19 protein-coding genes are annotated in these 21,314 nt (G+C 69.9%); 16 read left to right on the top strand and 3 right to left on the bottom strand.

Going from position 1 to position 21,314, the window contains the following annotated elements:
* Positions 1-1,780 (bottom strand): hypothetical protein (locus PKH97_RS03585; RefSeq protein ID WP_324386031.1); only part of this gene is annotated, 1,780 nt, incomplete at its 3' end.
* 214 nt (positions 1,781-1,994) lie between these two features.
* Between PKH97_RS03585 and pyrR the strand changes: the two genes are divergently transcribed.
* The 14 genes from pyrR (at position 1,995) to PKH97_RS03515 (ending at position 17,938) form a co-directional block, all read left to right on the top strand.
* Positions 1,995-2,603, top strand: coding sequence for a bifunctional pyr operon transcriptional regulator/uracil phosphoribosyltransferase PyrR (gene pyrR / locus PKH97_RS03580; protein WP_324386030.1), 609 nt, complete (start codon positions 1,995-1,997; stop codon positions 2,601-2,603).
* The gene (locus PKH97_RS03575; protein ID WP_324386029.1) at positions 2,600-3,550 is read left to right on the top strand and encodes an aspartate carbamoyltransferase catalytic subunit; all 951 of its coding nucleotides are present in this window, start codon (positions 2,600-2,602) and stop codon (positions 3,548-3,550) included. The genes pyrR and PKH97_RS03575 overlap by 4 nt, the downstream gene beginning before the upstream one ends.
* Positions 3,547-4,881 carry a dihydroorotase gene (locus tag PKH97_RS03570; protein ID WP_324386028.1) on the top strand — a complete coding sequence of 445 codons (1,335 nt, stop codon included), beginning with the start codon at positions 3,547-3,549 and terminating at the stop codon, positions 4,879-4,881. Before PKH97_RS03575 ends, PKH97_RS03570 begins: the two co-directional genes overlap by 4 nt.
* Positions 4,878-6,026, top strand: coding sequence for a glutamine-hydrolyzing carbamoyl-phosphate synthase small subunit (gene carA / locus PKH97_RS03565; protein WP_324386027.1), 1,149 nt, complete (start codon positions 4,878-4,880; stop codon positions 6,024-6,026). Before PKH97_RS03570 ends, carA begins: the two co-directional genes overlap by 4 nt.
* A 1-nt stretch (position 6,027) precedes the next feature.
* Positions 6,028-9,333, top strand: coding sequence for a carbamoyl-phosphate synthase large subunit (gene carB / locus PKH97_RS03560; protein ID WP_324386026.1), 3,306 nt, complete (start codon positions 6,028-6,030; stop codon positions 9,331-9,333).
* Positions 9,330-10,208, top strand: coding sequence for a dihydroorotate dehydrogenase electron transfer subunit (locus PKH97_RS03555; protein WP_324386025.1), 879 nt, complete (start codon positions 9,330-9,332; stop codon positions 10,206-10,208). The genes carB and PKH97_RS03555 overlap by 4 nt, the downstream gene beginning before the upstream one ends.
* Complete coding sequence (locus tag PKH97_RS03550; protein ID WP_324386024.1) at positions 10,205-11,167, top strand: dihydroorotate dehydrogenase; 963 nt, start codon at positions 10,205-10,207, stop codon at positions 11,165-11,167. The genes PKH97_RS03555 and PKH97_RS03550 overlap by 4 nt, the downstream gene beginning before the upstream one ends.
* A gap of 13 nt (positions 11,168-11,180) precedes the next feature.
* A complete protein-coding gene (gene pyrF / locus PKH97_RS03545; protein WP_324386023.1) occupies positions 11,181-12,008 on the top strand; it encodes an orotidine-5'-phosphate decarboxylase in 828 nt (275 codons plus the stop codon).
* 82 nt (positions 12,009-12,090) lie between these two features.
* On the top strand, positions 12,091-12,408 hold the full coding sequence (gene mihF / locus PKH97_RS03540) for an integration host factor, actinobacterial type (protein WP_324386022.1): 318 nt from the start codon (positions 12,091-12,093) through the stop codon (positions 12,406-12,408).
* Between the two features lie 10 nt (positions 12,409-12,418).
* On the top strand, positions 12,419-12,970 hold the full coding sequence (gmk, locus tag PKH97_RS03535) for a guanylate kinase (RefSeq protein ID WP_324386021.1): 552 nt from the start codon (positions 12,419-12,421) through the stop codon (positions 12,968-12,970).
* A gap of 34 nt (positions 12,971-13,004) precedes the next feature.
* Positions 13,005-13,268: a DNA-directed RNA polymerase subunit omega gene (rpoZ, locus tag PKH97_RS03530; RefSeq protein ID WP_324386020.1), complete on the top strand. Its 264-nt coding sequence runs from the start codon at positions 13,005-13,007 to the stop codon at positions 13,266-13,268.
* A gap of 17 nt (positions 13,269-13,285) precedes the next feature.
* On the top strand, positions 13,286-14,539 hold the full coding sequence (gene coaBC / locus PKH97_RS03525) for a bifunctional phosphopantothenoylcysteine decarboxylase/phosphopantothenate--cysteine ligase CoaBC (protein ID WP_324386019.1): 1,254 nt from the start codon (positions 13,286-13,288) through the stop codon (positions 14,537-14,539).
* A 114-nt stretch (positions 14,540-14,653) separates the two neighbouring features.
* The gene (metK, locus tag PKH97_RS03520; protein ID WP_324386018.1) at positions 14,654-15,874 is read left to right on the top strand and encodes a methionine adenosyltransferase; all 1,221 of its coding nucleotides are present in this window, start codon (positions 14,654-14,656) and stop codon (positions 15,872-15,874) included.
* A gap of 51 nt (positions 15,875-15,925) precedes the next feature.
* Positions 15,926-17,938: a primosome assembly protein PriA gene (locus tag PKH97_RS03515; protein ID WP_324386017.1), complete on the top strand. Its 2,013-nt coding sequence runs from the start codon at positions 15,926-15,928 to the stop codon at positions 17,936-17,938.
* A gap of 19 nt (positions 17,939-17,957) precedes the next feature.
* On the opposite strand, the gene PKH97_RS03510 is transcribed toward PKH97_RS03515, so the two are convergent.
* Complete coding sequence (locus tag PKH97_RS03510; RefSeq protein ID WP_324386016.1) at positions 17,958-18,665, bottom strand: GNAT family protein; 708 nt, start codon at positions 18,663-18,665, stop codon at positions 17,958-17,960.
* Between the two features lie 85 nt (positions 18,666-18,750).
* On the opposite strand from PKH97_RS03510, the gene def reads away from it, so the two are divergent.
* A complete protein-coding gene (def, locus tag PKH97_RS03505) occupies positions 18,751-19,296 on the top strand; it encodes a peptide deformylase (protein ID WP_324386015.1) in 546 nt (181 codons plus the stop codon).
* A 5-nt stretch (positions 19,297-19,301) separates the two neighbouring features.
* Positions 19,302-20,249: a methionyl-tRNA formyltransferase gene (gene fmt, locus PKH97_RS03500; RefSeq protein WP_324386032.1), complete on the top strand. Its 948-nt coding sequence runs from the start codon at positions 19,302-19,304 to the stop codon at positions 20,247-20,249.
* Between the two features lie 9 nt (positions 20,250-20,258).
* Here the strand turns inward: fmt and PKH97_RS03495 are convergent, their stop codons facing one another.
* Positions 20,259-20,984, bottom strand: coding sequence for a M15 family metallopeptidase (locus PKH97_RS03495; RefSeq protein ID WP_324386014.1), 726 nt, complete (start codon positions 20,982-20,984; stop codon positions 20,259-20,261).
* Positions 20,985-21,314 lie beyond the last annotated feature (330 nt).

Raw genomic sequence — 21,314 nt, 5'->3', positions numbered from 1 at the left:
TGTCGGTGTGGAAGTTGCCGATGTAGTGGCCGGCCTCGTGCGAGACGACATTCCCGATCGCCCGGCCGACGAACTTCACTCGCGGCGTCTTCGTGCCGATGTAGGAGTTGAGCGACACCACGGAAAGGGGGTTGCCGGCGACCGGCGCGCTCATCATGTCCAGCAGCACCAGAGCGGTCTCCGCACGCTCGAAGTTGCCGGGGTCGATGCTTTGGGCGATGCCGACCGTCTCGATGCCGGACTCGCCGATGGTGCCGCCGATGATGATCCGCGAAACGCCGGGGCGGCCGAAGGTGTCGGGCGCACGCAAGCCGTTGACGACCTTGACCGAGAAGCCCGGAATGCCGCGCCGGGCCAGATCGGCTTGGAGATTTTCGGTCGCGGTCGCGGTGATCTGTTCGGCGAGTGCAGGCAAGTCGGCTTCGGTGAGCCCCCAGCCGGCGAGGAAGGACTTCAGCGGGGAGAGCTTGGCGCGCGGGTTGTCGCCTCCGAAGATCGAGGTGTCGATGACGGCACCGTCGAAGTCGAGGTAGATCGTTTGCGGCGTTGCCGACTCGGATCCGCCGGGCCGGTAGACCTCGACGGTGTTGGTGTAGCGGCCGACGCCGTTTTCGGTGATCACGCCATACCAGCCATCGGCCTCGGCGACATAGGCGACAGTGGCGTTGCCGCCGCCCGGCAGCGGGCTGGCCTCGGGATAGATGAAGGAGAGGTCGGCGTCGGTGGCGCCCGTGACGTACTGCGCGTCCCACCTCTGCACGGAGACCCGCTTCGCCTGCCCGGCAACGGACGCGCCGAGCACATCTCCCTTGCGCAAGTGCACGACCACCGCGTCACGGTCGCTGCGCCAGGAACCGAGGTTCAGCGAATATCGCGTGGTGGGGCCTTGACCGGTCCCGGATCCGGAGTCGAAGGAGTCCTTCTGCCACATGGATCCGAGCGTCACTTGCACATAAAAGGTCCCGCCCGTTGTCGTGTAGTAGGTCGCCGCCTGCGCGTCCCCGCCGCCCGGCACCTGCCAGCCGAGTGCCAACAGCGTGCCCGTCGCGTCGGCGATCATGGTGGTCGCGTACTCATCCGCTCCGCTCAGTTCCGCGCGAATGGTCTCGCCCGGCTTTGCGGTAACGGCATACCAGTCGAAGTCGCCGCTCTTGTCGCCGCGGGTGCCGTGCGGTCCGTCGCCGATCGTGCCCGTGACCGTGATCCGGCCATTGCCGGCGATCCCGGTCTGGCGAGCCAAGGGGATCGCCCCGTCGTCCTCCGCCGACGGCGTCAGTTGGCGGGCGGTGGGCGAGAGGTCGGCCAAAGCGCCTGTGACGACCATCCGGTTGCGTGCCCCAGCCGCCGTGCCGAAGGGCGTGACCCGCTCACCGGTCCACGTGGTGTCATTGCGCCCGCCGACACCGGCCGGCTCCTTCTCGCGATAGGTGAGTACCGGGCTCAACCGGCCGCCCGGCGAGGCCGCCGCCTGGACCGCGGCCGACGGCGCGGCGCGGCCCTGGCTGCGCTCAGTGAGCACGCGCCGCCAGGACATCATGTCCACGCCGTGGAGGTCCGGCAGATAGCTGATCACCGGGTTCGCACCGGTTGCACCCGTCCCTGGCCGGGCGAGCTGCCTACCCGCATTAAGGCGGGCCTCCTCGACGGGCGTCAGTTCTCCTGACTCGGTCGTGGCGGCGCGCGGGGCGGCGCTGCCCGCTGCCACCGACGCCATCCCGATCGCGGTGCCGCTCAACGCGAGAGTCAGCGCTCCCGCGGCCACCATCCGTGCTCGTGCCATCGCCATGTCACCTTTCCCCTGCCGGACGAGGCCGCCTCCATGCGGCCTGCTGTGGACCCTAGGCAAGCCCCACCAACAGTGGCATCCGCAGGACTACTCATCCGCCAGGCCGTGGACCCCGTGCGACCCAGGACGCCGAGCGTCGTAGAGTGTCCCCTCGGTAGACATCCTTTAACGACCTGTCCGGCGAGGCAGGGAAGGAGGTCGCACGCGTATGACGCGCGCCGACATGACGGTTCCCGCGGGCCACCCGATCGACCCCGACGGGCGCACGGTGCTTTCCGCTCCCGAGATCTCTCGGTGCTTGCGACGCATCGCGCACGAGATCCTCGAACACAACAAGGGCGCCACCGACCTGGTCCTGCTCGGCATCCCGAGCCGCGGCGTGGAATTGGCTAGCCGTCTCGCCGCGATGATCGCCGAGGTCGAGGAGTGCGGCCCGATCCCGGTCGGCGACCTCGACATCACCATGCACCGCGACGACCTGCGCCGGCAACCGACGCGGGCGCCCATGCGCACGGTCATACCGGCCGGGGGGATCGACGGCAAGGTCGTCGTGCTCGTCGACGATGTCCTCTACTCCGGCCGCACCATCCGGGCGGCGCTGGACGCGCTCGCCGATCTCGGCCGGCCGCGCGCGGTCCGGCTGGCTGTGTTGGTGGACCGCGGCCACCGGGAGTTGCCGATCCGCGCCGATCATGTGGGCAAGAACCTCCCGACCTCGCATCAGGAGAAGGTGCAGGTCCGCTTGGCCGGCTTCGACGGAGGCGAGGACATCGTCCGGATCGCTTCCGGCGCAACGGTATTGGGGGACCCGGCATGACCAAGCACCTGCTGTCCTCGGCGGATCTGACCCGCACGGACGTCGAGGCCATCTTGGCCACAGCCGCGTCGATGCACGACGTCCAGCGCCGTGAGGTCAAGAAGCTGCCGACCCTGCGCGGACGCACGATCATTAACTTCTTCTTCGAGGACTCCACCCGCACCCGCAGTAGCTTCGAGATCGCCGGCAAGTGGATGTCGGCGGACACCATCAACCTCTCGGCCAAAGGGTCCTCGACGTCCAAGGGGGAGTCGCTGCGCGACAGCGTCCAGACCATCAACGCGATGGCTGTCGACGCACTCGTCATCCGGCACAACCAGAGCGGCGCCTGCCAGCAGGTGGCCGGGTGGGTCGATGCGAGCGTCATCAATGCCGGTGACGGCACGCATGAGCACCCGACGCAGGCCCTGCTGGACGCCTACACCCTCCGCTCCCGCGTCGGTCAGCTGGACGGTAGGCACGTAGCGATCGTCGGCGATCTGACCCACAGTCGCGTCTTCCGCAGCAATGTCATCACCTTGGCCAGCCTGGGCGCGCGGGTGACCGTGGTCGCGCCGCCGACCCTCATGCCCGCCGGCATGAGGGACTGGGCCGACCGCGACGGCTTCGCGACCTCGTGGGATCTGGACGAGGTGCTCGACGACGACACGCCGGATGCCGTCATGATGCTGCGCGTCCAGCACGAGCGGATGAGCGGCGGCTACTTCCCGACCGCACGCGAGTACACCGTCGGCTACGGGCTGACGCGCCCCCGTCTCGCCCGGCTGCTCGACCGCAAACCCGAGGCGGTCGTGATGCACCCCGGACCGATGAACCGCGGCCTGGAGATCAGCGCGGATGCCGCCGAGTCGGGGGCGTCGATCATCCTCGACCAGGTCTCGGGCGGCTTGGCGGTGCGGATGGCCGTGCTCTATCACCTGCTCGCCGGCGAGGAGACTGCCGCATGAGTGACCTGCTGATCACCGGGGCCAGGCTCCACGTCACCCGTGCGGCCGGCGACGCGGGCGAACCGCGCCCGGGCGAGACGGCGGATGTCCTGATCCGGGACGGTCGGATCGCCGAGATCGGTCGGATCGCGGACGCGCCCGACGGGGTGACGTGCTTGGCCGCCGACGGACTCGCACTGCTGCCGGGCTTCGTGGACCTGCATACCCATCTGCGAGAACCGGGACGCGAGGACGCCGAGACGATCGCCAGTGGCTCGGCAGCAGCGGCCGCCGGCGGCTTCACCGCGATCCTGGCGATGGCCAACACCTCCCCAGCGACCGACACCGCAGAGGCCGCCGAACTCCTCCTCGACCGCGGGCGGACGGTCGGCCTTGCCGACGTCCAGCCCGTCGGCGCCGTCACCAAAGGTCTTGCGGGAGAAGAGCTTGCCGAGCTGGGCCTGATGGCCCGCTCCCGCGCTCGAGTGCGCTTCTTCTCCGATGACGGGCGCTGTGTCCAGGACGCCCGCGTGATGCGGCGGGCGCTGGAATACCTCAAGCCCTTTGGCGGGGTGATCTCCCAACACGCCCAGGACGCGAACCTCGCCGGGGCGAGCGCGTGCTGCCACGAGGGCGAGATCTCGGGGCGACTGGGCCTGCCCGGCTGGCCGGCGGTGGCCGAGTCCGCGATTGTCGCGCGCGATGTGCAACTGGCCCGGCATACGGGCTCGCGAGTCCATGTGGCGCACGTCTCCACAGCGGAATCGGTCGAGGTCATCCGGTGGGCCAAGAACCACGGCATTGCCGTCACCGCGGAGGTCACTCCGCACCACCTGGCTCTCGGCACTGAGTTGGTGCGCGGCTACGATCCGGTCTTCAAAGTCAACCCGCCGCTGCGCCCGCGTGAGGACCAGGAGGCGCTGCGCGAGGCGCTGGCCGACGGGACCATCGACGCGGTCGCCACGGACCACGCCCCGCACGCCCGGCACGACAAGGAGCACGCGTTCGAGGCGGCGGCCTTCGGGATGCTCGGCCTAGAGACCGCGTTCGCCGTCGTCCATGACCTGATGGTCCGGTCGGGCCGGATGACGATGAGCGATCTCGTGCGCCGGATGTCGATCGATCCGGCCCGCATCGCCGGGCTGACCGAGCACGGCCGCTCGATAGCCGTCGGTAACCAGGCCAATCTCGTGGTGATCGACCCGGAGCGTGCCGTCACCGTCGATGCGGCGGTCTCGAACTCGTTGTCCCGCAACAATCCTTGGCACGGGATGAGCTTCACCGGCGCGGTCCATGCGACCATCCTGCGCGGCCGGATCACCGCCCTCGACGGGAAGGTTCACGACCAGTGAGCGTCACCACTTCAGCGAACGACACCGCTGTTCTCGTTCTCGAGGACGGGCGCCGCTTCACCGGGCAGGCCTTCGGCGCCCGCGGCACGACCGTCGGCGAGGCCGTCTTCAACACCGGGATGACCGGCTATCAAGAGACCCTGACCGACCCCAGCTACCACCGCCAGGTTGTCGTCATGACGGCGCCCCACATCGGCAATACCGGCTGGAACGACGAGGACGCCGAGTCCCAGCGCATCTGGGTCAGCGGCTTCGTTGTGCGCGATCCTGCCCTCCGGCCGTCGAACTGGCGCTCGCGCGGTTCACTCGACGAGCAGTTGGCCGCGCAGGGGGTCGTCGGGATCAGCGGCATCGACACGCGCGCCCTGACCCGGCATCTGCGTGAGCGTGGCGCGATGCGGGTGGGCATCTTCAGCGGCCCGGACGCCGCCGCCACGCCGGCGAGCCTGCTGCAGCGGGTGACCGAGGCGCCCGCGATGTCGGGTAGCCAGCTGGCCCCCGAGGTGAGCACCAAGGAGGCGTATGTAGTTGCGGCACAGGGTGAAAAGCGCTTCACGGTGGCTGCGCTCGACCTGGGCATCAAGGCGATGACCCCGCAGTTGTTGGCGCGCCGTGGCATCGAGGTGCACGTGTTGCCGGCAACCGCGACCTTCGCCGACATCGCGGCGGTCGCACCGGACGGGGTCTTCTTCTCCAATGGCCCGGGCGACCCGGCCACCGCCGATCACGAGGTCGGCGTGCTGCGCGCGGTGCTGGCCGCACGGCTGCCGTTCTTCGGCATCTGCTTCGGCAACCAGATCCTCGGGCGGGCTCTCGGCTTCGGCACCTACAAGCTGAGATATGGCCATCGCGGCATCAACCAGCCGGTGCAGGACATCGCGACCGGCAAGGTCGAGGTGACCGCCCACAACCACGGTTTCGCCGTCGATGCGCCCCTCGGTGACCCGGTTCCCGCGCCGGCGGACACGGCATACGGCCGGGTGCGGGTCAGTCACGTCTGCCTCAACGACGATGTCGTGGAAGGTCTGGAATGCCTTGACCTGCCAGCCTTTTCGGTGCAGTACCACCCGGAGGCCGCGGCCGGTCCACACGATGCCGACTATCTCTTCGACCGGTTCGCGGCCCTGTTGGAAGGGGTGAAGTAGGGTGCCTAGGCGCGACGACATCACCTCGGTCCTCGTCATCGGCTCCGGGCCGATTGTGATCGGCCAGGCGTGCGAGTTCGACTACTCGGGGACCCAGGCCTGCCGGGTGCTGCGCGAGGAGGGCATCCGGGTCGTCCTGGTCAACTCCAACCCGGCGACGATCATGACCGACCCGGAGTTCGCCGACGCGACCTATGTCGAGCCGATCACGCCCGAGGTCATCGAGAAGATCATCGCCAAGGAGCGCCCGGACGCGGTGCTCGCGACGCTGGGTGGCCAGACGGCACTGAACGCGGCCATGGCGCTGCACGAGCAGGGGATCCTCGAGAAGTACGGCTGCCCGCTCATCGGTGCCAACGTCGAGGCCATCCAGCTCGGCGAGGACCGCGAGAAGTTCAAGGGCGTCGTCGAGCGCTGCGGCGCCGAGTCCGCACGGTCGATCATCTGCCACACCATGGACGAATGTCTCGCCGCCGCAACGAAACTCAGCTACCCCGTCGTGGTGCGGCCTTCCTTCACGATGGGCGGGCTCGGCAGCGGCTTCGCGTATGACGAGGACGAGCTACGCCGGATCGCCGGCGCGGGTCTGCAGTACTCCCCGGTTACCGAGGTGCTCCTGGAGGAGTCGATCCTCGGCTGGAAGGAATACGAGCTCGAGATCATGCGCGACGTCGCCGACAACGTCGTCGTCGTCTGCTCCATCGAGAATCTCGACCCGATGGGCGTGCATACGGGCGACTCGATCACCGTTGCGCCGGCGCTGACCCTGACCGACCGGGAGTACCAACGACTGCGTGACATCGGCATCGCCGTCATCCGCGAGGTCGGAGTCGACACCGGCGGCTGCAATATCCAGTTCGCCGTCAACCCCGAGAACGGCCGAATCATCGTCATCGAGATGAACCCGCGCGTCTCTCGTTCCAGCGCACTGGCATCCAAGGCCACCGGCTTCCCGATCGCCAAGATCGCTGCGAAGGTCGCCATCGGCTACACCCTGGACGACGTCCGCAATGACATCACCCAGGAGACCCCGGCGAGCTTCGAGCCCAGCCTCGACTACATCGTTGTCAAGGTGCCGCGCTTCGCCTTCGAGAAGTTCCCCTCGGCCGACCCGACGCTGACCACCACGATGAAGTCGGTCGGTGAGGCGATGGCGCTCGGGCGCAACTTCACCGAGGCGCTGCAGAAGGCGCTCCGCTCGATGGAGAAGGCCGACTCGACCTTCCATTGGACGGGGCAGCCTCCGACCGGTGACGACCTGGATGCGCTCCTCGCGGGCATCGCGATCCCCACCGACGGGCGCATCATCGCGGTCCAGCAAGCCCTGCGCGCCGGGACGAGCGTCGAGCGGGTCCACGAGATCACGGGGATCGACCCGTGGTTCCTCGACCAGATCGCCTTGATCAACGACCTCGCGCAAGAAGTGCTCGCGGCCGAGCGACTCGATCCTGACCTGCTGCGGCTCGCCAAGCGCCACGGCTTCTCCGACAAGCAGATTGCCCAGCTGCGCGGTATGCCCGAGCCCGTCCTGCGCGGCGTGCGGCAGGCCCTCGGGGTGCGTCCGGTCTACAAGACGGTCGACACGTGCGCGGCCGAGTTCGCGGCGCTGACCCCCTATCACTATTCGACCTATGACGAGGAGACGGAGGTGGCGCCGCGCGAGCGGCCGGCCGTCATCATCCTCGGTTCCGGGCCGAACCGGATCGGGCAGGGTGTCGAGTTCGACTACTCCTGCGTGCACGCGAGTTTCGCCCTGCGCGACGCCGGCTACGACACCATCATGGTGAACTGCAATCCCGAGACCGTCTCGACCGACTACGACACCAGTTCGCGGCTCTACTTCGAGCCGCTGACCCTGGAGGACGTCCTCGAGGTCGTGCACGCCGAGCGGCAAGCCGGTCCCGTGGCGGGTGTCATCGTCCAGCTCGGGGGGCAGACACCCCTGGGGCTGGCGCGGGCCCTGATGGACGAGGGCGTGCCCATCGTCGGGACCTCGCCGGACGCCATCCACCTCGCCGAAGACCGCGGCGCCTTCGGGCGGGTCCTCGCGGCGGCGGCCCTTCCGGCGCCTAAGCACGGCACGGCCTACTCGGCGGCCGAGGCGATCTCGGTGGCTGCGGAGATCGGGTACCCGGTGCTGGTGCGGCCGTCCTACGTGCTCGGTGGCCGGGGGATGGAGATCGTCTACGACGATGCCACCCTGGCCGAATACATCACGCGGGCGGCGAAGGCCTCGTCCGAGCACCCGATCCTCGTCGACCGCTTCCTCGATGACGCCATCGAGATCGACGTCGATGTTCTCTTCGACGGCGACGAGATGTATGTCGGCGGCATCATGGAGCACATCGAGGAGGCCGGCGTGCACTCCGGCGACTCGGCCTGCACCCTGCCGCCGGCCACCCTGGGCCGCGAGGAGCTGGCGCGGGTGCGTCGCTCGACCCTTGCTCTGGCGCAAGGGATCGGCGTCCGTGGCCTGATGAACGTCCAGTTCGCGCTGGCCCACGACGTCCTCTATGTGCTGGAAGCGAACCCGCGGGCCTCGCGCACCGTGCCCTTCGTCGCCAAGGCGACCGGCGTGCCGCTGGCCAAGGCGGCGGCCCGGGTCATGCTCGGCGCCTCGATCGCCCAGCTGCGCGAGGAGGGCCTGCTGCCGCCCACCGGCGACGGGGGTGATCTGCCCACGCACGCGCACCTGTCGGTCAAGGAGGCCGTGCTGCCCTTCAAGCGCTTCCGCACGGCCGACGGCACCGTGGTTGACGCCCTTCTCGGGCCCGAGATGCGCTCCACCGGCGAGGTGATGGGGATCGACATCGACTTCGGGGCAGCCTTCGCCAAGAGCCAGACCGGCGCGATGTGCGAGTTGCCGACGAGAGGCCGGATCTTCGTCTCGATGGCCAATCGCGACAAGCGGGCGATGATCTTCCCGATCATGCGGCTGCGCGATCTGGGCTTCACCATCGTCGCCACCGTCGGGACCGCAGATGTCTTGCGGCGCAATGGAGTCGAGGCCGAGGTGGTGCGCAAGGTCAGCGAACGCGGGCCGGGGGAGACCAGCATCGTCGAGCAGATCAACGCCGGCACGATCGACATGGTGGTCAACACCCCCTCCGGGCAGAACGCCCGCGAGGACGGCTACAAGATCCGTCAGGCCATCACGGCCATGGACAAGCCGATCATCACGACCGTGCAGCAACTCGGTGCGGCCGTGCAGGGCATCGAGTCGGCGATCCACCACGAGTTGCGCGTCAAGAGCTTGCAGGAACACGCTCGCGATCTCGACCTCTACGGCCGGCGGGGCGAGCAGTGACGGCGACGCCGGTGCGGGACCGGGTCACCCGCGTCGATGCCGCCGTCCGCGCCAGTGAGCCGGCCGGCGACTACCGACGGCTGACGCTGGTCGCACCCGAGATCGCCGTGCTTGCCACGCCGGGGCAGTTCGTCGCCCTGGCGATCGACGGCGCGGACTCGGCCCTGCTGCTGCGCCGGTCCTTCTCGATCCACCGGGTCTCGGCCGATGCGGGCACGGTCGAGATCGTCGTCGCCGACGCCGGGCCGGGGACTCGGTGGATCACCCGGTTGCGCGCCGGGGACGAGGTCAGTGTCGTCGGGCCGCTCGGCCGCGGCTTCACCTCGCCCTCCGCGCCTCGGCCGTGCATCCTCGTCGGGGGCGGCTACGGTTCCGCGCCGCTCTTCTGGCTGGCCGAAAGCCTTCGGGCCCAAGGCTGTTCGACTCACCTCATCCTGGGCGCGGCGACTGAGCGGCGGCTCTTTGGCGCCCGATCGGGAGCCGATTCGGTGGACGAGATGGTGGTGATGACCGATGACGGGTCGGCGGGCGCGACCGGCCTCGTCACCCAGCCGCTGCCGGAGTTGCTGACCCGCACTCACGCCGAGGTCGTCTACGCCTGCGGGCCGATGGGAATGCTGCGCGCGGTTACCGAGATCGCCGAGGCGCACGGGGCGCAGGCGCAGGTCGCCGTCGAGGAGGCCATGGCCTGCGGGGTCGGCGTCTGTATGACGTGTGTTCTGCCGATCACCGGCGACGACGGCATCACTCGGATGAGCCGGTCCTGCCTCGACGGGCCGGTCTTCACCGGCACGGCCGTGCGGTGGGACGTCATCGCGGACGGGCGGGTCGCCGTGCCCGCCGACTGCCTCGGGGCGCCGGCGGTGACGCCATGACCGAGGATCTGACCACCGTCGACCTGACGACCGATCTGGGCGGCGTGACCTTGCCCAACCCGCTGATGACGGCGTCGGGCTGCGCCGCGAACGGCAAGGAGTTGCACCGCTTCTTCGACATCGCCGAGCTCGGTGCCTTCGTGACCAAGTCCGTCAAGGCCGAACCCCAATCCGGTCGCGGGACGCCGCGGATGGCGGAGACGCCCAGCGGCATGCTCAACTCGATCGGCCTCCAGGGTCCGGGTATCGAGGCCTTCGTGACCACCGACCTGCTCTGGTTGCAATCGGTCGGCGCCCGGGTGATCGTGTCGATCGCCGGCGAAAGCAGCGAGGAGTTCGCGCGCGTCGCCGAGCGGCTCGTGGCCGCGCCGGCCTTCGGCGCGGTCGCGGCGATCGAGGTCAACATCTCCTGCCCCAATGTCGCGCGCCGAGGCTTGGTGTATGCCTGCGATCCCGAGTCCTCGGCCACCGTGCTGCGGCTGGTCCGTGAGGTTGTCCCACGGGGAATTCCGTTGCTGGCCAAGCTGACTCCGGATGTCACCGACATCGTGGGCATCGCCGAAGCAGCACTCGCGGGAGGTGCCGACGGGCTGACGATGATCAACACGCTGCTCGGCATCGCCATCGACATCGACCGGCAGCGCCCGCACCTGTTCGGCACGACCGGTGGCCTTTCGGGCCCGGCCGTCCGGCCGGTCGCGGTCCGGGCCATCTGGCAGACCCATGCCGCCATGCGAGCGGGTCGCATCCCGTCCGCACCGATCGTCGGGGTCGGGGGAGTACGCTCCGGTCGGGACGCCCTGGAGTTGACGCTGGCCGGCGCGAGTGCCATCCAGGTCGGCACGGCCACCTTCAACGACCCGCTCGCCCCGGTGCGGGTCCTCGGCGAACTCGCCGGGCTCGTCGCCGACCGCGGCGCCCGCTATGCCGACCTCGTCGGTGCCGCCCACCCCATCTGACAAAGGAGACCCGATGAGCACCTTCGGCGCGCGCCTGCGCACGGCCATGGACACCTACGGGCCGCTATGCGTCGGCCTCGACCCGCACCCACAGATCCTGACCGACTGGGGGCTGCCGGTCTCGGCGGCGGGCGTTCGGCGGTTCAGCGAAATCTGCGTCGATGCCTTCGCCGGGCAGGTGGCCGTGGTCAAGCCCCAGTCGGCCTTCTTCGAGGAATATGGCAGCGACGGGATCGCTGCGCTCGAGGCCACCCTGGCGGCCTTCCGTGTCGCGGGCACCTTGACGATTCTCGACGTCAAGCGCGGCGACATCGGCTCGACGATGGCCGGGTATGCCCGGGCCTATCTGCGTGACGATGCGCCGCTCGCCGCCGACGCGATCACGGTCAGCCCCTATCTCGGCTTTGGCTCCCTGGGGCCGGCCCTCGAGCTGGCCGCCACCACCGGACGCGGCCTCTTCGTGCTCGCCCTGACCTCCAACCCCGAGGGCGCAAGCGTCCAGCACGCCCGTATCGGGGGCGAAAGTGTCGCTGCCGCAATGGTTTCCGGAGCCGCCGCGGCGAACGCGGGGGCAGGGGAGAACGGCATACTCGGCAGTGTCGGCCTGGTCGTCGGGGCGACCGTGGGCAGCGCGCCGCGCGACCTGGGCATCGATCTGGCGGCAGCGAATGCGCCGATTCTGGCGCCCGGTTTCGGAGCTCAGGGCGCCGGCCTTGAGGAGGCCCGAGAGGTCTTCGGCGCCGCCTTGCCCAATGTGCTCGCGGCCTCGAGCCGAGAGATTCTGGCCGCCGGTCCGCAGGTGGCTTCCCTTCGGGAGGCGGCACGGCGAACTCTTCACTAGGATGCGCTCACTGGCGCCCGCCAAGGCGCCGGGAGGCCCTCCACCGTCGGGGGGTCTTTCCATGATTGAGAGGAGTATGAGCGTGGCACTCCCCCCGCTCACACCCGAGCAGCGCGCCGCCGCTCTCGAGAAGGCTGCCATCGCCCGTCAGGAGCGGGCCGCGGTCAAGAACCGGTTGAAACACGCCAGCGGGTCGATCGCTTCGGTGATCGACGAAGGCAAGACCAATGACGTCATCGGCAAGATGCGCGTCTCCGCTCTCCTTGAGTCGATGCCGGGCGTCGGCAAGATCCGGGCCGCGGCGATCATGGACGAACTCGGCATCTCGCCGAGCCGTCGGGTGCGCGGGCTCGGCGCCAACCAGGCCGCCGCGCTCCTCGAGCGCTTTCCCGCCAAGTAACCTCGGTTGTATGGCTGCGGGTCGGTTGACAGTTCTCGCCGGCCCGACCGCGGTCGGGAAGGGGAGCGTTTCGGCATACGTCCGGGAGCACTTCCCCAAGGTGTGGCTCTCGGTGTCCGTGACGACACGGCCGCCGAGGCCCACCGAGGTCGACGGCATCCACTATCGGTTCATCGATGACGCGACCTTCGAACGGATGCGTGCCGACGGCGACCTACTCGAATGGGCCGTCGTCCACGGCCGGGCCAAGTACGGCACGCCGCGCGGCCCGGTGATCGAGGCCATCGCCGCAGGGCTCTCCCCGCTGCTGGAAATCGACCTACAGGGCGCGCGCCAGGTGCGCGAATCGATGCCCGAGGCGCTCTTCGTCTTCCTCGACCCGCCCAGTTGGGACGAACTCGTGCGCCGCCTGATCGGCCGAGGCACCGAGAGTCGGGACGAGCGCGAGACCAGGCTGGCCACCGCGCGCGTCGAACTTGCGGCAGCGGACGAGTTCGACGTGCGCATCGTCAACGACGATGTCCAGCGCGCCGCCGAGGAACTCGTATCATTGATGGGATAACCCCCGAAACCCTTCGCACATCGAGGCTGCCTACGTGTCTGGAACCCTGCCCAACCCCATCGGCATCACGAGCCCGCCGATCGATGACCTGCTGCTGCACGCCGACAGCAAGTACGCCCTGGTGCTCTACTCCGCCAAGCGTGCGCGTCAGATCAACGCCTACTACTCCCAGCTCCAGGAAGGCCTGCTGGAGTATGTCGGCCCGCTCGTCGAGTCGCAGATGCACGAGAAGCCGCTCTCGATCGCGCTGCGCGAGATCAACGAGAGTCTGCTGACCTCCGAGCCCACCGAGGTCTGAACGCGATCGGGCGAGCAATGAAGGTCGTCCTCGGCGTCTCCGGCGGCATCGCCGCCTACAAGGCCGCACTCTTGCTGCGGCTGTTCACCGAATCCGGTCACGACGTAACGGTCGTGCCTACCAGCGCCGCCCTGGAATTCGTCGGCGCGCCCACGTGGGCCGCCTTGTCGGGCAAGCCGGTGCAGACCGACGTCTGGACCAATGTCAGCGCCGTGCCGCACGTGCGCCTAGGCCAGCAGGCCGATCTGGTCGTCATCGCGCCGGCGACCGCCGACCTGCTCGCGCGGGCGGCCGCCGGCCTGGCCGACGACCTGCTCACCGCGACCCTCCTCACCGCCCGGTGCCCGGTGGTCTTCGCCCCGGCCATGCACACCGAGATGTGGGACCACCCGGCGACCCAGGCCAATGTCGACCTGCTGATCCAGCGCGGCTGCCATGTCATCCCGCCGGCCGCGGGCCGCCTCACCGGCGCCGACACCGGCCCGGGGCGGCTGCCCGAGCCCGAGGACATCTTTGCCGTCTGCCGGCGCCTGCTCACCGAGCACCGTGCCCCGGTTCGCGGGGCTGCCGAGTCAGCAGGTCCCGGCGACTACGCCGGCCGCCAGGTGCTGATCACGGCCGGCGGGACGCGCGAGCCCTTGGACCCTGTGCGCTTCCTCGGCAATCGCAGCTCCGGCAAGCAGGGCTACGCCCTGGCGGCACGGGCCGCGGCTCGCGGCGCGTCGGTGCGGCTGATCAGCGCCAATGCCGATCTCAGCGCCGCGCCCGGAGTGGACGTGATCCGCGTCGGATCCGCGCTGGAGATGCAGGAGGCGATCCGCAGGCATACCGACTGGGCGGATGTGATCGTCATGGCAGCGGCAGTGGCCGACTATCGGCCCGCGGTCTATGCCGAGAGCAAGATGAAGAAGACGCACGCCCCCGGGACCGAGAACGACGCGCCCACCATCACCCTGGTGCGTAACCCGGACATCCTCGCGGGGTTGGTCGCCGACCGCGGCGCCGCGACGTCGCCGGTGATCGTCGGCTTCGCCGCCGAGACCGGGGAGCCGGGACGCTCGGTGCACGAACTCGGCCGCGAGAAGCTGGCCCGCAAGGGCTGCGACCTGCTGGTCGTCAACGAGGTCGGGGTGGACGTCACCTTCGGCCGCGACGAGAACACCGTGCACATCCTGCGCCAGGACGGCGGTCCGCCGATCGACGCTGGCCCCGCACGCAAAGAGATCATCGCGGACGCCGTCCTCGACGCCGCCCGCGACCTGCTGGTCTAGCGCCCACGCCGGTTCTGGACAGCCTGCGGGCCGGTGGCGCCGCGAGCATTAGAATCCATGCCGTTCGTGCCTTCGCAGGGTGCACCCCATTCCCGGTTTTGAGGAGTTTCGCGCGTGTCCGCTCGTCTGTTCACTTCGGAGTCCGTCACCGAAGGCCACCCGGACAAGATCTGCGACCAGATCTCCGACACCATCCTCGACGCCATGCTCGAGCAGGACCCGGGCAGCCGGGTCGCTGTCGAGACGATGGTCACTACCGGACTGGTGCACGTCGCGGGTGAAGTCACCACCGAGGCCTATGTCGAGATCCCGCGCCTGGTGCGCGAGCGTGTCCGTCAGATCGGCTACGACAGCTCCACCAAGGGCTTCGACGGCGGCTCCTGCGGCGTCTCGATCTCGATCGGGCAGCAGAGCCCCGATATCGCCCAGGGCGTGGACTCGGCCTACGAGGCGCGGACCGGGACCATCGACGCGCTGGACAAGCAGGGCGCCGGCGACCAGGGCCTGATGTTCGGGTATGCCTGCCAGGACACCGCCGAGTTGATGCCCCTGCCGATCTATCTTGCGCACCGGCTCGCCGAGCGCCTGACCGCGGTCCGCAAGGACAGCACGGTCGCCTACCTGCGCCCCGACGGCAAGACCCAGGTGACCATCGAATACGACGGTGACAAGGCCGTGCGGCTGGACACCGTGGTCGTCTCGACGCAGCATGCGGACGGGATCTCCCTGGACGACCTGCTGGCGCCGGACATCGAGCAGCAGGTCATCGCGCCCGTGCTCGCCGAACTCGCCGAGGCCGGCAACACCTTGGACATCAGCGGCTACCGGACCCTGATCAACCCCACCGGCAAGTTCGTCATCGGCGGCCCGATGGGCGACGCGGGCCTGACCGGTCGCAAGATCATCGTCGACACCTACGGCGGCATGGCACGGCACGGTGGCGGCGCCTTCTCGGGCAAGGACCCCTCGAAGGTCGACCGCTCCGCTGCGTATGCCATGCGTTGGGTCGCCAAGAATGTCGTCGCTGCCGGCCTGGCCGGCCGCTGCGAGGTCCAGGTGGCGTATGCCATCGGCAAGGCCCAGCCGGTCGGCCTCTATGTCGAGACCTTCGGCACCGAGAACGCGCCGATCGACGCGATCCGGAATGCCATCACCACGGTCTTCGACCTGCGGCCCGCGGCGATCGTCCACGATCTCGACCTGCTGCGGCCGATCTATGTGCCGACCGCTGCCTATGGGCACTTCGGCCGCACGAGCGCCGAGGGCGTCGAGAACGCCTTCACCTGGGAGCGCACCGACCGCGTCGAGGAGCTGCGCCGCGCGCTCGCAGGCTGACCCGCTCGGGTCCGGCCGTCGCTGTCGGAGCGCGCGGGTAGCGTTCGACGCATGACGATGACGGACGCGACCACCTCGGGTGCCCAGGCACCCGAGGTCTCGCTGCCGGTTGCCCTCGTGGTGGTGGACACCGGTCTGCCACACCTGGATCGCCCTTTCGAGTATGCCGTTCCGGAGGCCCTGAGCGACGCGGCCCAGCCGGGCGTGCGCGTCAAGGTGCGCTTTGCCGGGCAGGACCTGCCGGGCTATGTCGTCGAGAGGCGGGCTCAGGCGGAGCACGCCGGCCGGTTGGCACCGATCCGCAGTGTGGTTTCCGAGGAGCAGGTGCTCCGGCCGGCCATCCTGCGGCTCGCCGAGGAGCTCGCCGAGGCGTATGCCGCCACCGTTGGCGATGTGCTCCGGCTCGCCATCCCGCCTAGGCACGCCCGCGCCGAGCGTGCCCTACCGATGGCGGCGCCCGACGGGCCGGACTTCACCCTCTCGACGGACCCAGCCGCGTGGTCGGCCTACCCGGCAGGTCAGGCCCTGCTCCGGCGGCTGATCGAGGGGGATGCGCCCGCCGCGGCCTGGTGCGCGGCGCCGGGTGCCGTCGGGCCGGAAGAGGACTGGCCGGCGGCGATTGCCGAAGCCGTGGGGCTGACCCTGCTCGGTGGCCGCGGGAGCCTCGTCGTCGTGCCCGATCACCGCGACGTCGAGCGAGTCGACGCGGCGCTGGTGCGGGTGCTGGGTCCCGGTCAGCACGTGCGGCTGACCGCCGATCAAGGCCCACAGGCGCGCTACACCGCGTGGCTGCGGGTGCTTCGCGGGCACGTGCCGGTGGCGATCGGGACCCGCGCGGCGGCATACGCACCCGTTGACCGGCTCGGGCTGATCGTCGTCTGGGACGACGGGGATGACCTGCACGAGGAGCCACGCGCACCCTATGTGCACAGCGCCGACGTCGCGCGGCGGCGGGCGGCGATCGAAGGTGCTGCGCTGATCCTGGGTGGGTTCGGCCGCAGCGTCCGCAGCCAGGCGCTCGTAGAGTCCGGCGCGGTGCGCTCGGTCACCGTCACCCGGGCGTATGCCCGTGACCACGCGCCCGCTGCCACGGTGGCCGGCGAGAGTGACACCGAGCAGGAGCGCGACGCGGGCGCCCGGTCGGCCCGCCTCCCCACACCGGCGTGGCGGGCGGCAAAGGAGGCGCTGGCCAGTGGGCCGGTGTTGATCCAGGTGCCGCGGCGGGGCTATGTGCCGTCGCTGGCCTGTCGCACGTGCCGGGCGCGGGCGCGCTGTCCCAACTGCCAGGGTCCGCTGAAACTCGATGCCGAGCAGGCGTTTCCGTCGTGCGGCTGGTGCTCGCGACTAGCGCCGGGTTGGGTGTGCCCGGTGTGCGAGGGCACCCAGGTGCGCTCCCTGGTGATCGGCGCTCGGCGCACGGCGGAAGAATTGGGGCGCGCCTTCCCCGGGTTCGCCGTGCTGACCTCGGGGGCCGGCACTGTGCTCAGCCGGGTGCCCGGGCGGCCGGCGCTGGTGATCGCCACGCCCGGCGCCGAGCCGGTCGCTGACGGTGGCTATGCCGCGGCGCTGCTGTTGGACGCCTGGGCGCTGCTCGACCGGCCCTCGCTGGATGCCCAGCCCGAGACCTTGAGACGCTGGCTCGCCGCGGCCGCACTGGTGCGTGGCCGATCCCTCGGTGGTGTCGTCGTGGTGTGTGGTGCACCGCCGGACGGGGCCGCGCCGGCGGTGGATGCCTTGATCCGGTGGGATCCGGTCTGGTTGGCGCGCAACGAGTTGACGGCCCGGGCGGAGCTCGGCCTGCCGCCCGTGGCGGTCTTCGCCGAGGCAACCGGGGATCGCAAGACGCTGGCCGAGATCGCTCAGCGGGCCGGGATAGCTTCTGGGGCAACGGCATTCGGGCCGCTGGCGCTCCCCAGTGGGGACAGCCACCGGTTGTTGCTGCGCACGACGACCGAGGCCGCGCCCGGGCTGAGTAGCGAGTTGCGCGCCATCCGGGCCGAACGCAGCGCCCGCAAGGTGGCCGAGCCGCTCCGGATCCGGATGCACGTCGACGACCCGGATTGATCCGGGCCGGCCGCAGAGCTCAGGCGAACCACGGGCAGACCAGGTCACGGGTCTGCAGCAGCCGGCGACGCTCGCGGTGCTCCGGTCGTAACAAGGGCGCGATGGGCTCGTCGGCATCGCCCGAGAGGCGCTCGCTGCCGCTGAGGTCGACGACCACGTCATAGACCCCGCCCTCGGCTGGCTGGCTCTGGGTAGGCCCGAGCCGGCGCAGCATAGCCAGTGACGCGGGATTGTCGATGAGGACCTCGGTGACGATCCGGGTCACGCCGACAGGCCGCCGCGCGATCAATTCGCGCAGCAACAGGCTCGCGCAGCCCAGGTCTTGCCAGTCGTCCTTGACGGTGACGGCCAGGTCGGCGCTCTCGGGCTGATCGGCATACCGCACGATCCGGGCGATGGCGACGGGCACGAGATCGTGGTCGACGTCCACGGCGAGGACGAGCGCGACGTGATCAATGCCGTCGACGTCGTCGACCAGGTGCCGCAGCATCTCCTCGGTCAGGTGCACAACGGGTCGCAGAAAGCGCCGGCGCACCGAGTCCGGTGAGAGTTCCTCGAACTCGGCCGCAAGTTGCTCGCGATCGGTGGGCAACAACGGGAAGATCCACGCCGGCGTCCCGTCCCGCAGTTCGCAGGGCGCCTTGTCAGCCACGCACGCCGCCGCAGAGGTGACGAAGCGGGCTAGGCGTGGGTGCAGGCATACGGCCAGCGTAGGCAGCGTAGGCACCGGTTCCGGAATCCCGGCGAGGTGATCCGCGTGACGTCCGGGCTGCACTACTCGTTCGCGTCGGGCGGCTTCGTACACTGGCGCGATGCCCGTCCATCCCATCCGCCTCTTCGGCGATCCCGTGCTCCGCACCCGCGCCGACGAGGTCGTCGACTTCGACAAGGAGTTGCGCACGCTGGTGGCGGACCTGACCGAGACCATGCTGGAGGCTCCCGGAGCCGGGTTGGCTGCCCCGCAGATCGGCGTAAGCCTGCGGGTCTTCACCTATCACGTCGACGGTGAGCTCGGGCATCTGATCAACCCGGACCTGCGGCTCGGCACGGATGAGCAGTTCGGGCCCGAAGGGTGCCTGTCCTTCCCCGAGTTGCGCTTCGACACCCGGCGGGCCCTGGATGTCGTCGCCCGCGGCTGGAATATGCACGGCGAGCCCGTCGAGATCGTCGGGACCGAGTTGCTTTCCCGCGCTATCCAGCACGAAACCGACCACCTTGACGGCATCCTCTTCATCGACCGGCTGGACCCGGCCACGCGCCGCGAAGCCATGCGCATTATCCGAGCCGCCGACTGGACCGGAGATCAGCAGCCGGTGGTGAAGGTCTCGCCGCACAGCACCTTCGGGCTGGGGATGTGAGCGCGGTGCGCCTGATCTTCGCCGGTACCCCCGAGGTCGCGGTGCCCGCGTTGGCGGCGATCGCCGCTTCCGAGCACGAGGTGGTCGCCGTCATCACCAGGCCGGATGCCCGCGCTGGGCGCGGCCGGGTGCTCGCCCCGTCCCCGGTCAAGGTGCGAGCCCAGGAGTTGGGCCTGGACGTATGGACGCCCGCCTCCGCCCGCGACCCCGAGTTCCTGGAGCGGCTGGCGGCTGCCGCGCCGGACATCGCTCCGGTGGTGGCATATGGCAACCTCATCCCGCCGGCGGCGTTGGCCGTTCCGCTGCACGGGTGGGTCAACCTGCACTTCTCGTTGCTGCCCGCGTGGCGGGGCGCGGCCCCCGTTCAGCACGCGATCATCGCCGGCGACGAGATCACCGGAGCAAGCACCTTCCGCCTGGAGGCGGGAATGGACACCGGTCCGGTCTATGGGACCTTGACCGAAGAGATTCGGCCCGACGACACCTCCGGGGCGCTGCTGGCCCGGCTCGCCAGCGCCGGCGCGGGCCTGCTGCTGGCCACCCTGGACGGGATAGCTGCCGGTGCGCTGGAACCGGTGCCGCAGCCCGGCGAGGGGATCACCCTGGCCCCCAAGATCGAGGTGGCCGACGCCGAAGTGCACTGGGAACGGCCGGCGTTTGCGACCGACCGACTGATCCGCGGCTGCACCCCCGCGCCCGGTGCGTGGACCACCTTCCGGGGTGAACGGCTGAAGCTGTTGCCGCTCGTGCCGGGCGAGACTCCGCGCGGTGAGCAGACGGCATACGGGCCCCTGAAGCCGGGGGAGCTGCGCGTGAGCAAGGTGCGCGTCGAGGTCGGCACGGCGACGTCGCCGGTGGTGCTCGGCGAGGTGCAACCGCTCGGCAAGAAGCCGATGGCGGCCGCGGACTGGGCCCGCGGGGTGCGCATCGGGGACGGCGAGCGCCTGGGTTGACGCGTCGCCTCAGCGGGTCGCGTTCACCGCGGCATTGGCCTCCAGCGCAGGGCATTTCTGGCCCTTGGCCGGAGCGAGCACCTCGAAGTGCCAGTACTCATTGGCATAGCGGCGGCACAACCCGAATTGCACGCCATTCTTCTGCAGCCACGACGCGGCGGCATAGGGACCCACGTCGACCGCCTTGCCCTCGACATGCGCCGAATCTCCAGGCGGGAGAACCCATTTGCTCGCCTCGGCGGCAGAGCCGTACTTCTTGATCGCCGCGTCGTAGAGCCGTTGCTGGGTCGCGGCCGTGCGGTAGCCGGAAACGATATTGATCGTCACGCCCTCCTTGGCCGCGGCGTCGCGGGCCCGGGTGATGGCGCGGGTCAGTTGGGCATCGAGACCCTCGGTGCCGACGTCATTGCCCGTCGGTGCGTGATCGAGCAGTTCGGCGTCGGCCCCGGTGGGGGCCACGTCGGCGGGAGCGGAGGCAGCAGTATTCTCGCCGGCCGCCGGTGCCTGGGTGTGCTCGTGGTAGCCATTGATCACGGTCGCGCCGATCGCGGTCATCACGCCCAGGGGGATGGCGATGATCGCCGTCGTCGCCATGGCCCGGCGCCGCTCCCGGTTGCGCCGAGGTCGACCGTGGGTCCCGCCGGCCCCCCGGTCGTGGGAGCCGCCGGGCGTGCGCCGTTGTTGGTCGCGTTCCTGCGACTCGCGCAGCCTTAGCGGCTCGCTCGTGGTCGTCATAGCCCCTCCATCGTCGGCCGTCAGTCTGGCCGTCGCGACCACTGTATACCGAGTATGTAGGCGGAGTGTCGCCCGACACGCTGGTGCCGTCCTGCACTGCGCGGGCCGCGTACGGTCCCACGATCTGCGTGCCCAGGCCGGCCATGCGTGCCTGGGCCGGCGGTTTGGACCGCCGACACTGCTCGACATGGCGACGGCGGCGCAGCCCGTCGACCTTTGCGCGGGCCTAGCCGTCGACCTCCGGCCCAGACGTAGGGTTGCGCCGTGCCCAGCAGCGACCGACCCCGCCGTCCGGACGACCGGTCGACCCACCGCGCACCGAAGGCTCGG

The sequence above is a fragment of the Nostocoides sp. genome (assembly GCF_035343835.1).
In the GTDB taxonomy this organism is placed as follows: Bacteria; Actinomycetota; Actinomycetes; order Actinomycetales; family Dermatophilaceae; genus Nostocoides_A; species Nostocoides_A vanveenii.
The sequence above is the reverse complement of the archived record's forward strand: the minus strand, read 5'-3'. Positions and strand labels throughout refer to the sequence as shown.

Excerpts from the sequence above, each read along its gene's own strand:
- pyrR (WP_324386030.1), top strand. The coding sequence starts at position 1,995 with ATGACGCGCGCCGACATGACGGTTCCCGCGGGCCACCCGATCGACCCC.
- PKH97_RS03575 (WP_324386029.1), top strand. The coding sequence starts at position 2,600 with ATGACCAAGCACCTGCTGTCCTCGGCGGATCTGACCCGCACGGACGTC.
- PKH97_RS03570 (WP_324386028.1), top strand. The coding sequence starts at position 3,547 with ATGAGTGACCTGCTGATCACCGGGGCCAGGCTCCACGTCACCCGTGCG.
- PKH97_RS03550 (WP_324386024.1), top strand. The coding sequence starts at position 10,205 with ATGACCGAGGATCTGACCACCGTCGACCTGACGACCGATCTGGGCGGC.
- pyrF (WP_324386023.1), top strand. The coding sequence starts at position 11,181 with ATGAGCACCTTCGGCGCGCGCCTGCGCACGGCCATGGACACCTACGGG.
- gmk (WP_324386021.1), top strand. The coding sequence starts at position 12,419 with ATGGCTGCGGGTCGGTTGACAGTTCTCGCCGGCCCGACCGCGGTCGGG.
- coaBC (WP_324386019.1), top strand. The coding sequence starts at position 13,286 with ATGAAGGTCGTCCTCGGCGTCTCCGGCGGCATCGCCGCCTACAAGGCC.
- PKH97_RS03515 (WP_324386017.1), top strand. The coding sequence starts at position 15,926 with ATGACGATGACGGACGCGACCACCTCGGGTGCCCAGGCACCCGAGGTC.
- def (WP_324386015.1), top strand. The coding sequence starts at position 18,751 with ATGCCCGTCCATCCCATCCGCCTCTTCGGCGATCCCGTGCTCCGCACC.
- PKH97_RS03495 (WP_324386014.1), bottom strand. The coding sequence starts at position 20,984 with ATGACGACCACGAGCGAGCCGCTAAGGCTGCGCGAGTCGCAGGAACGC.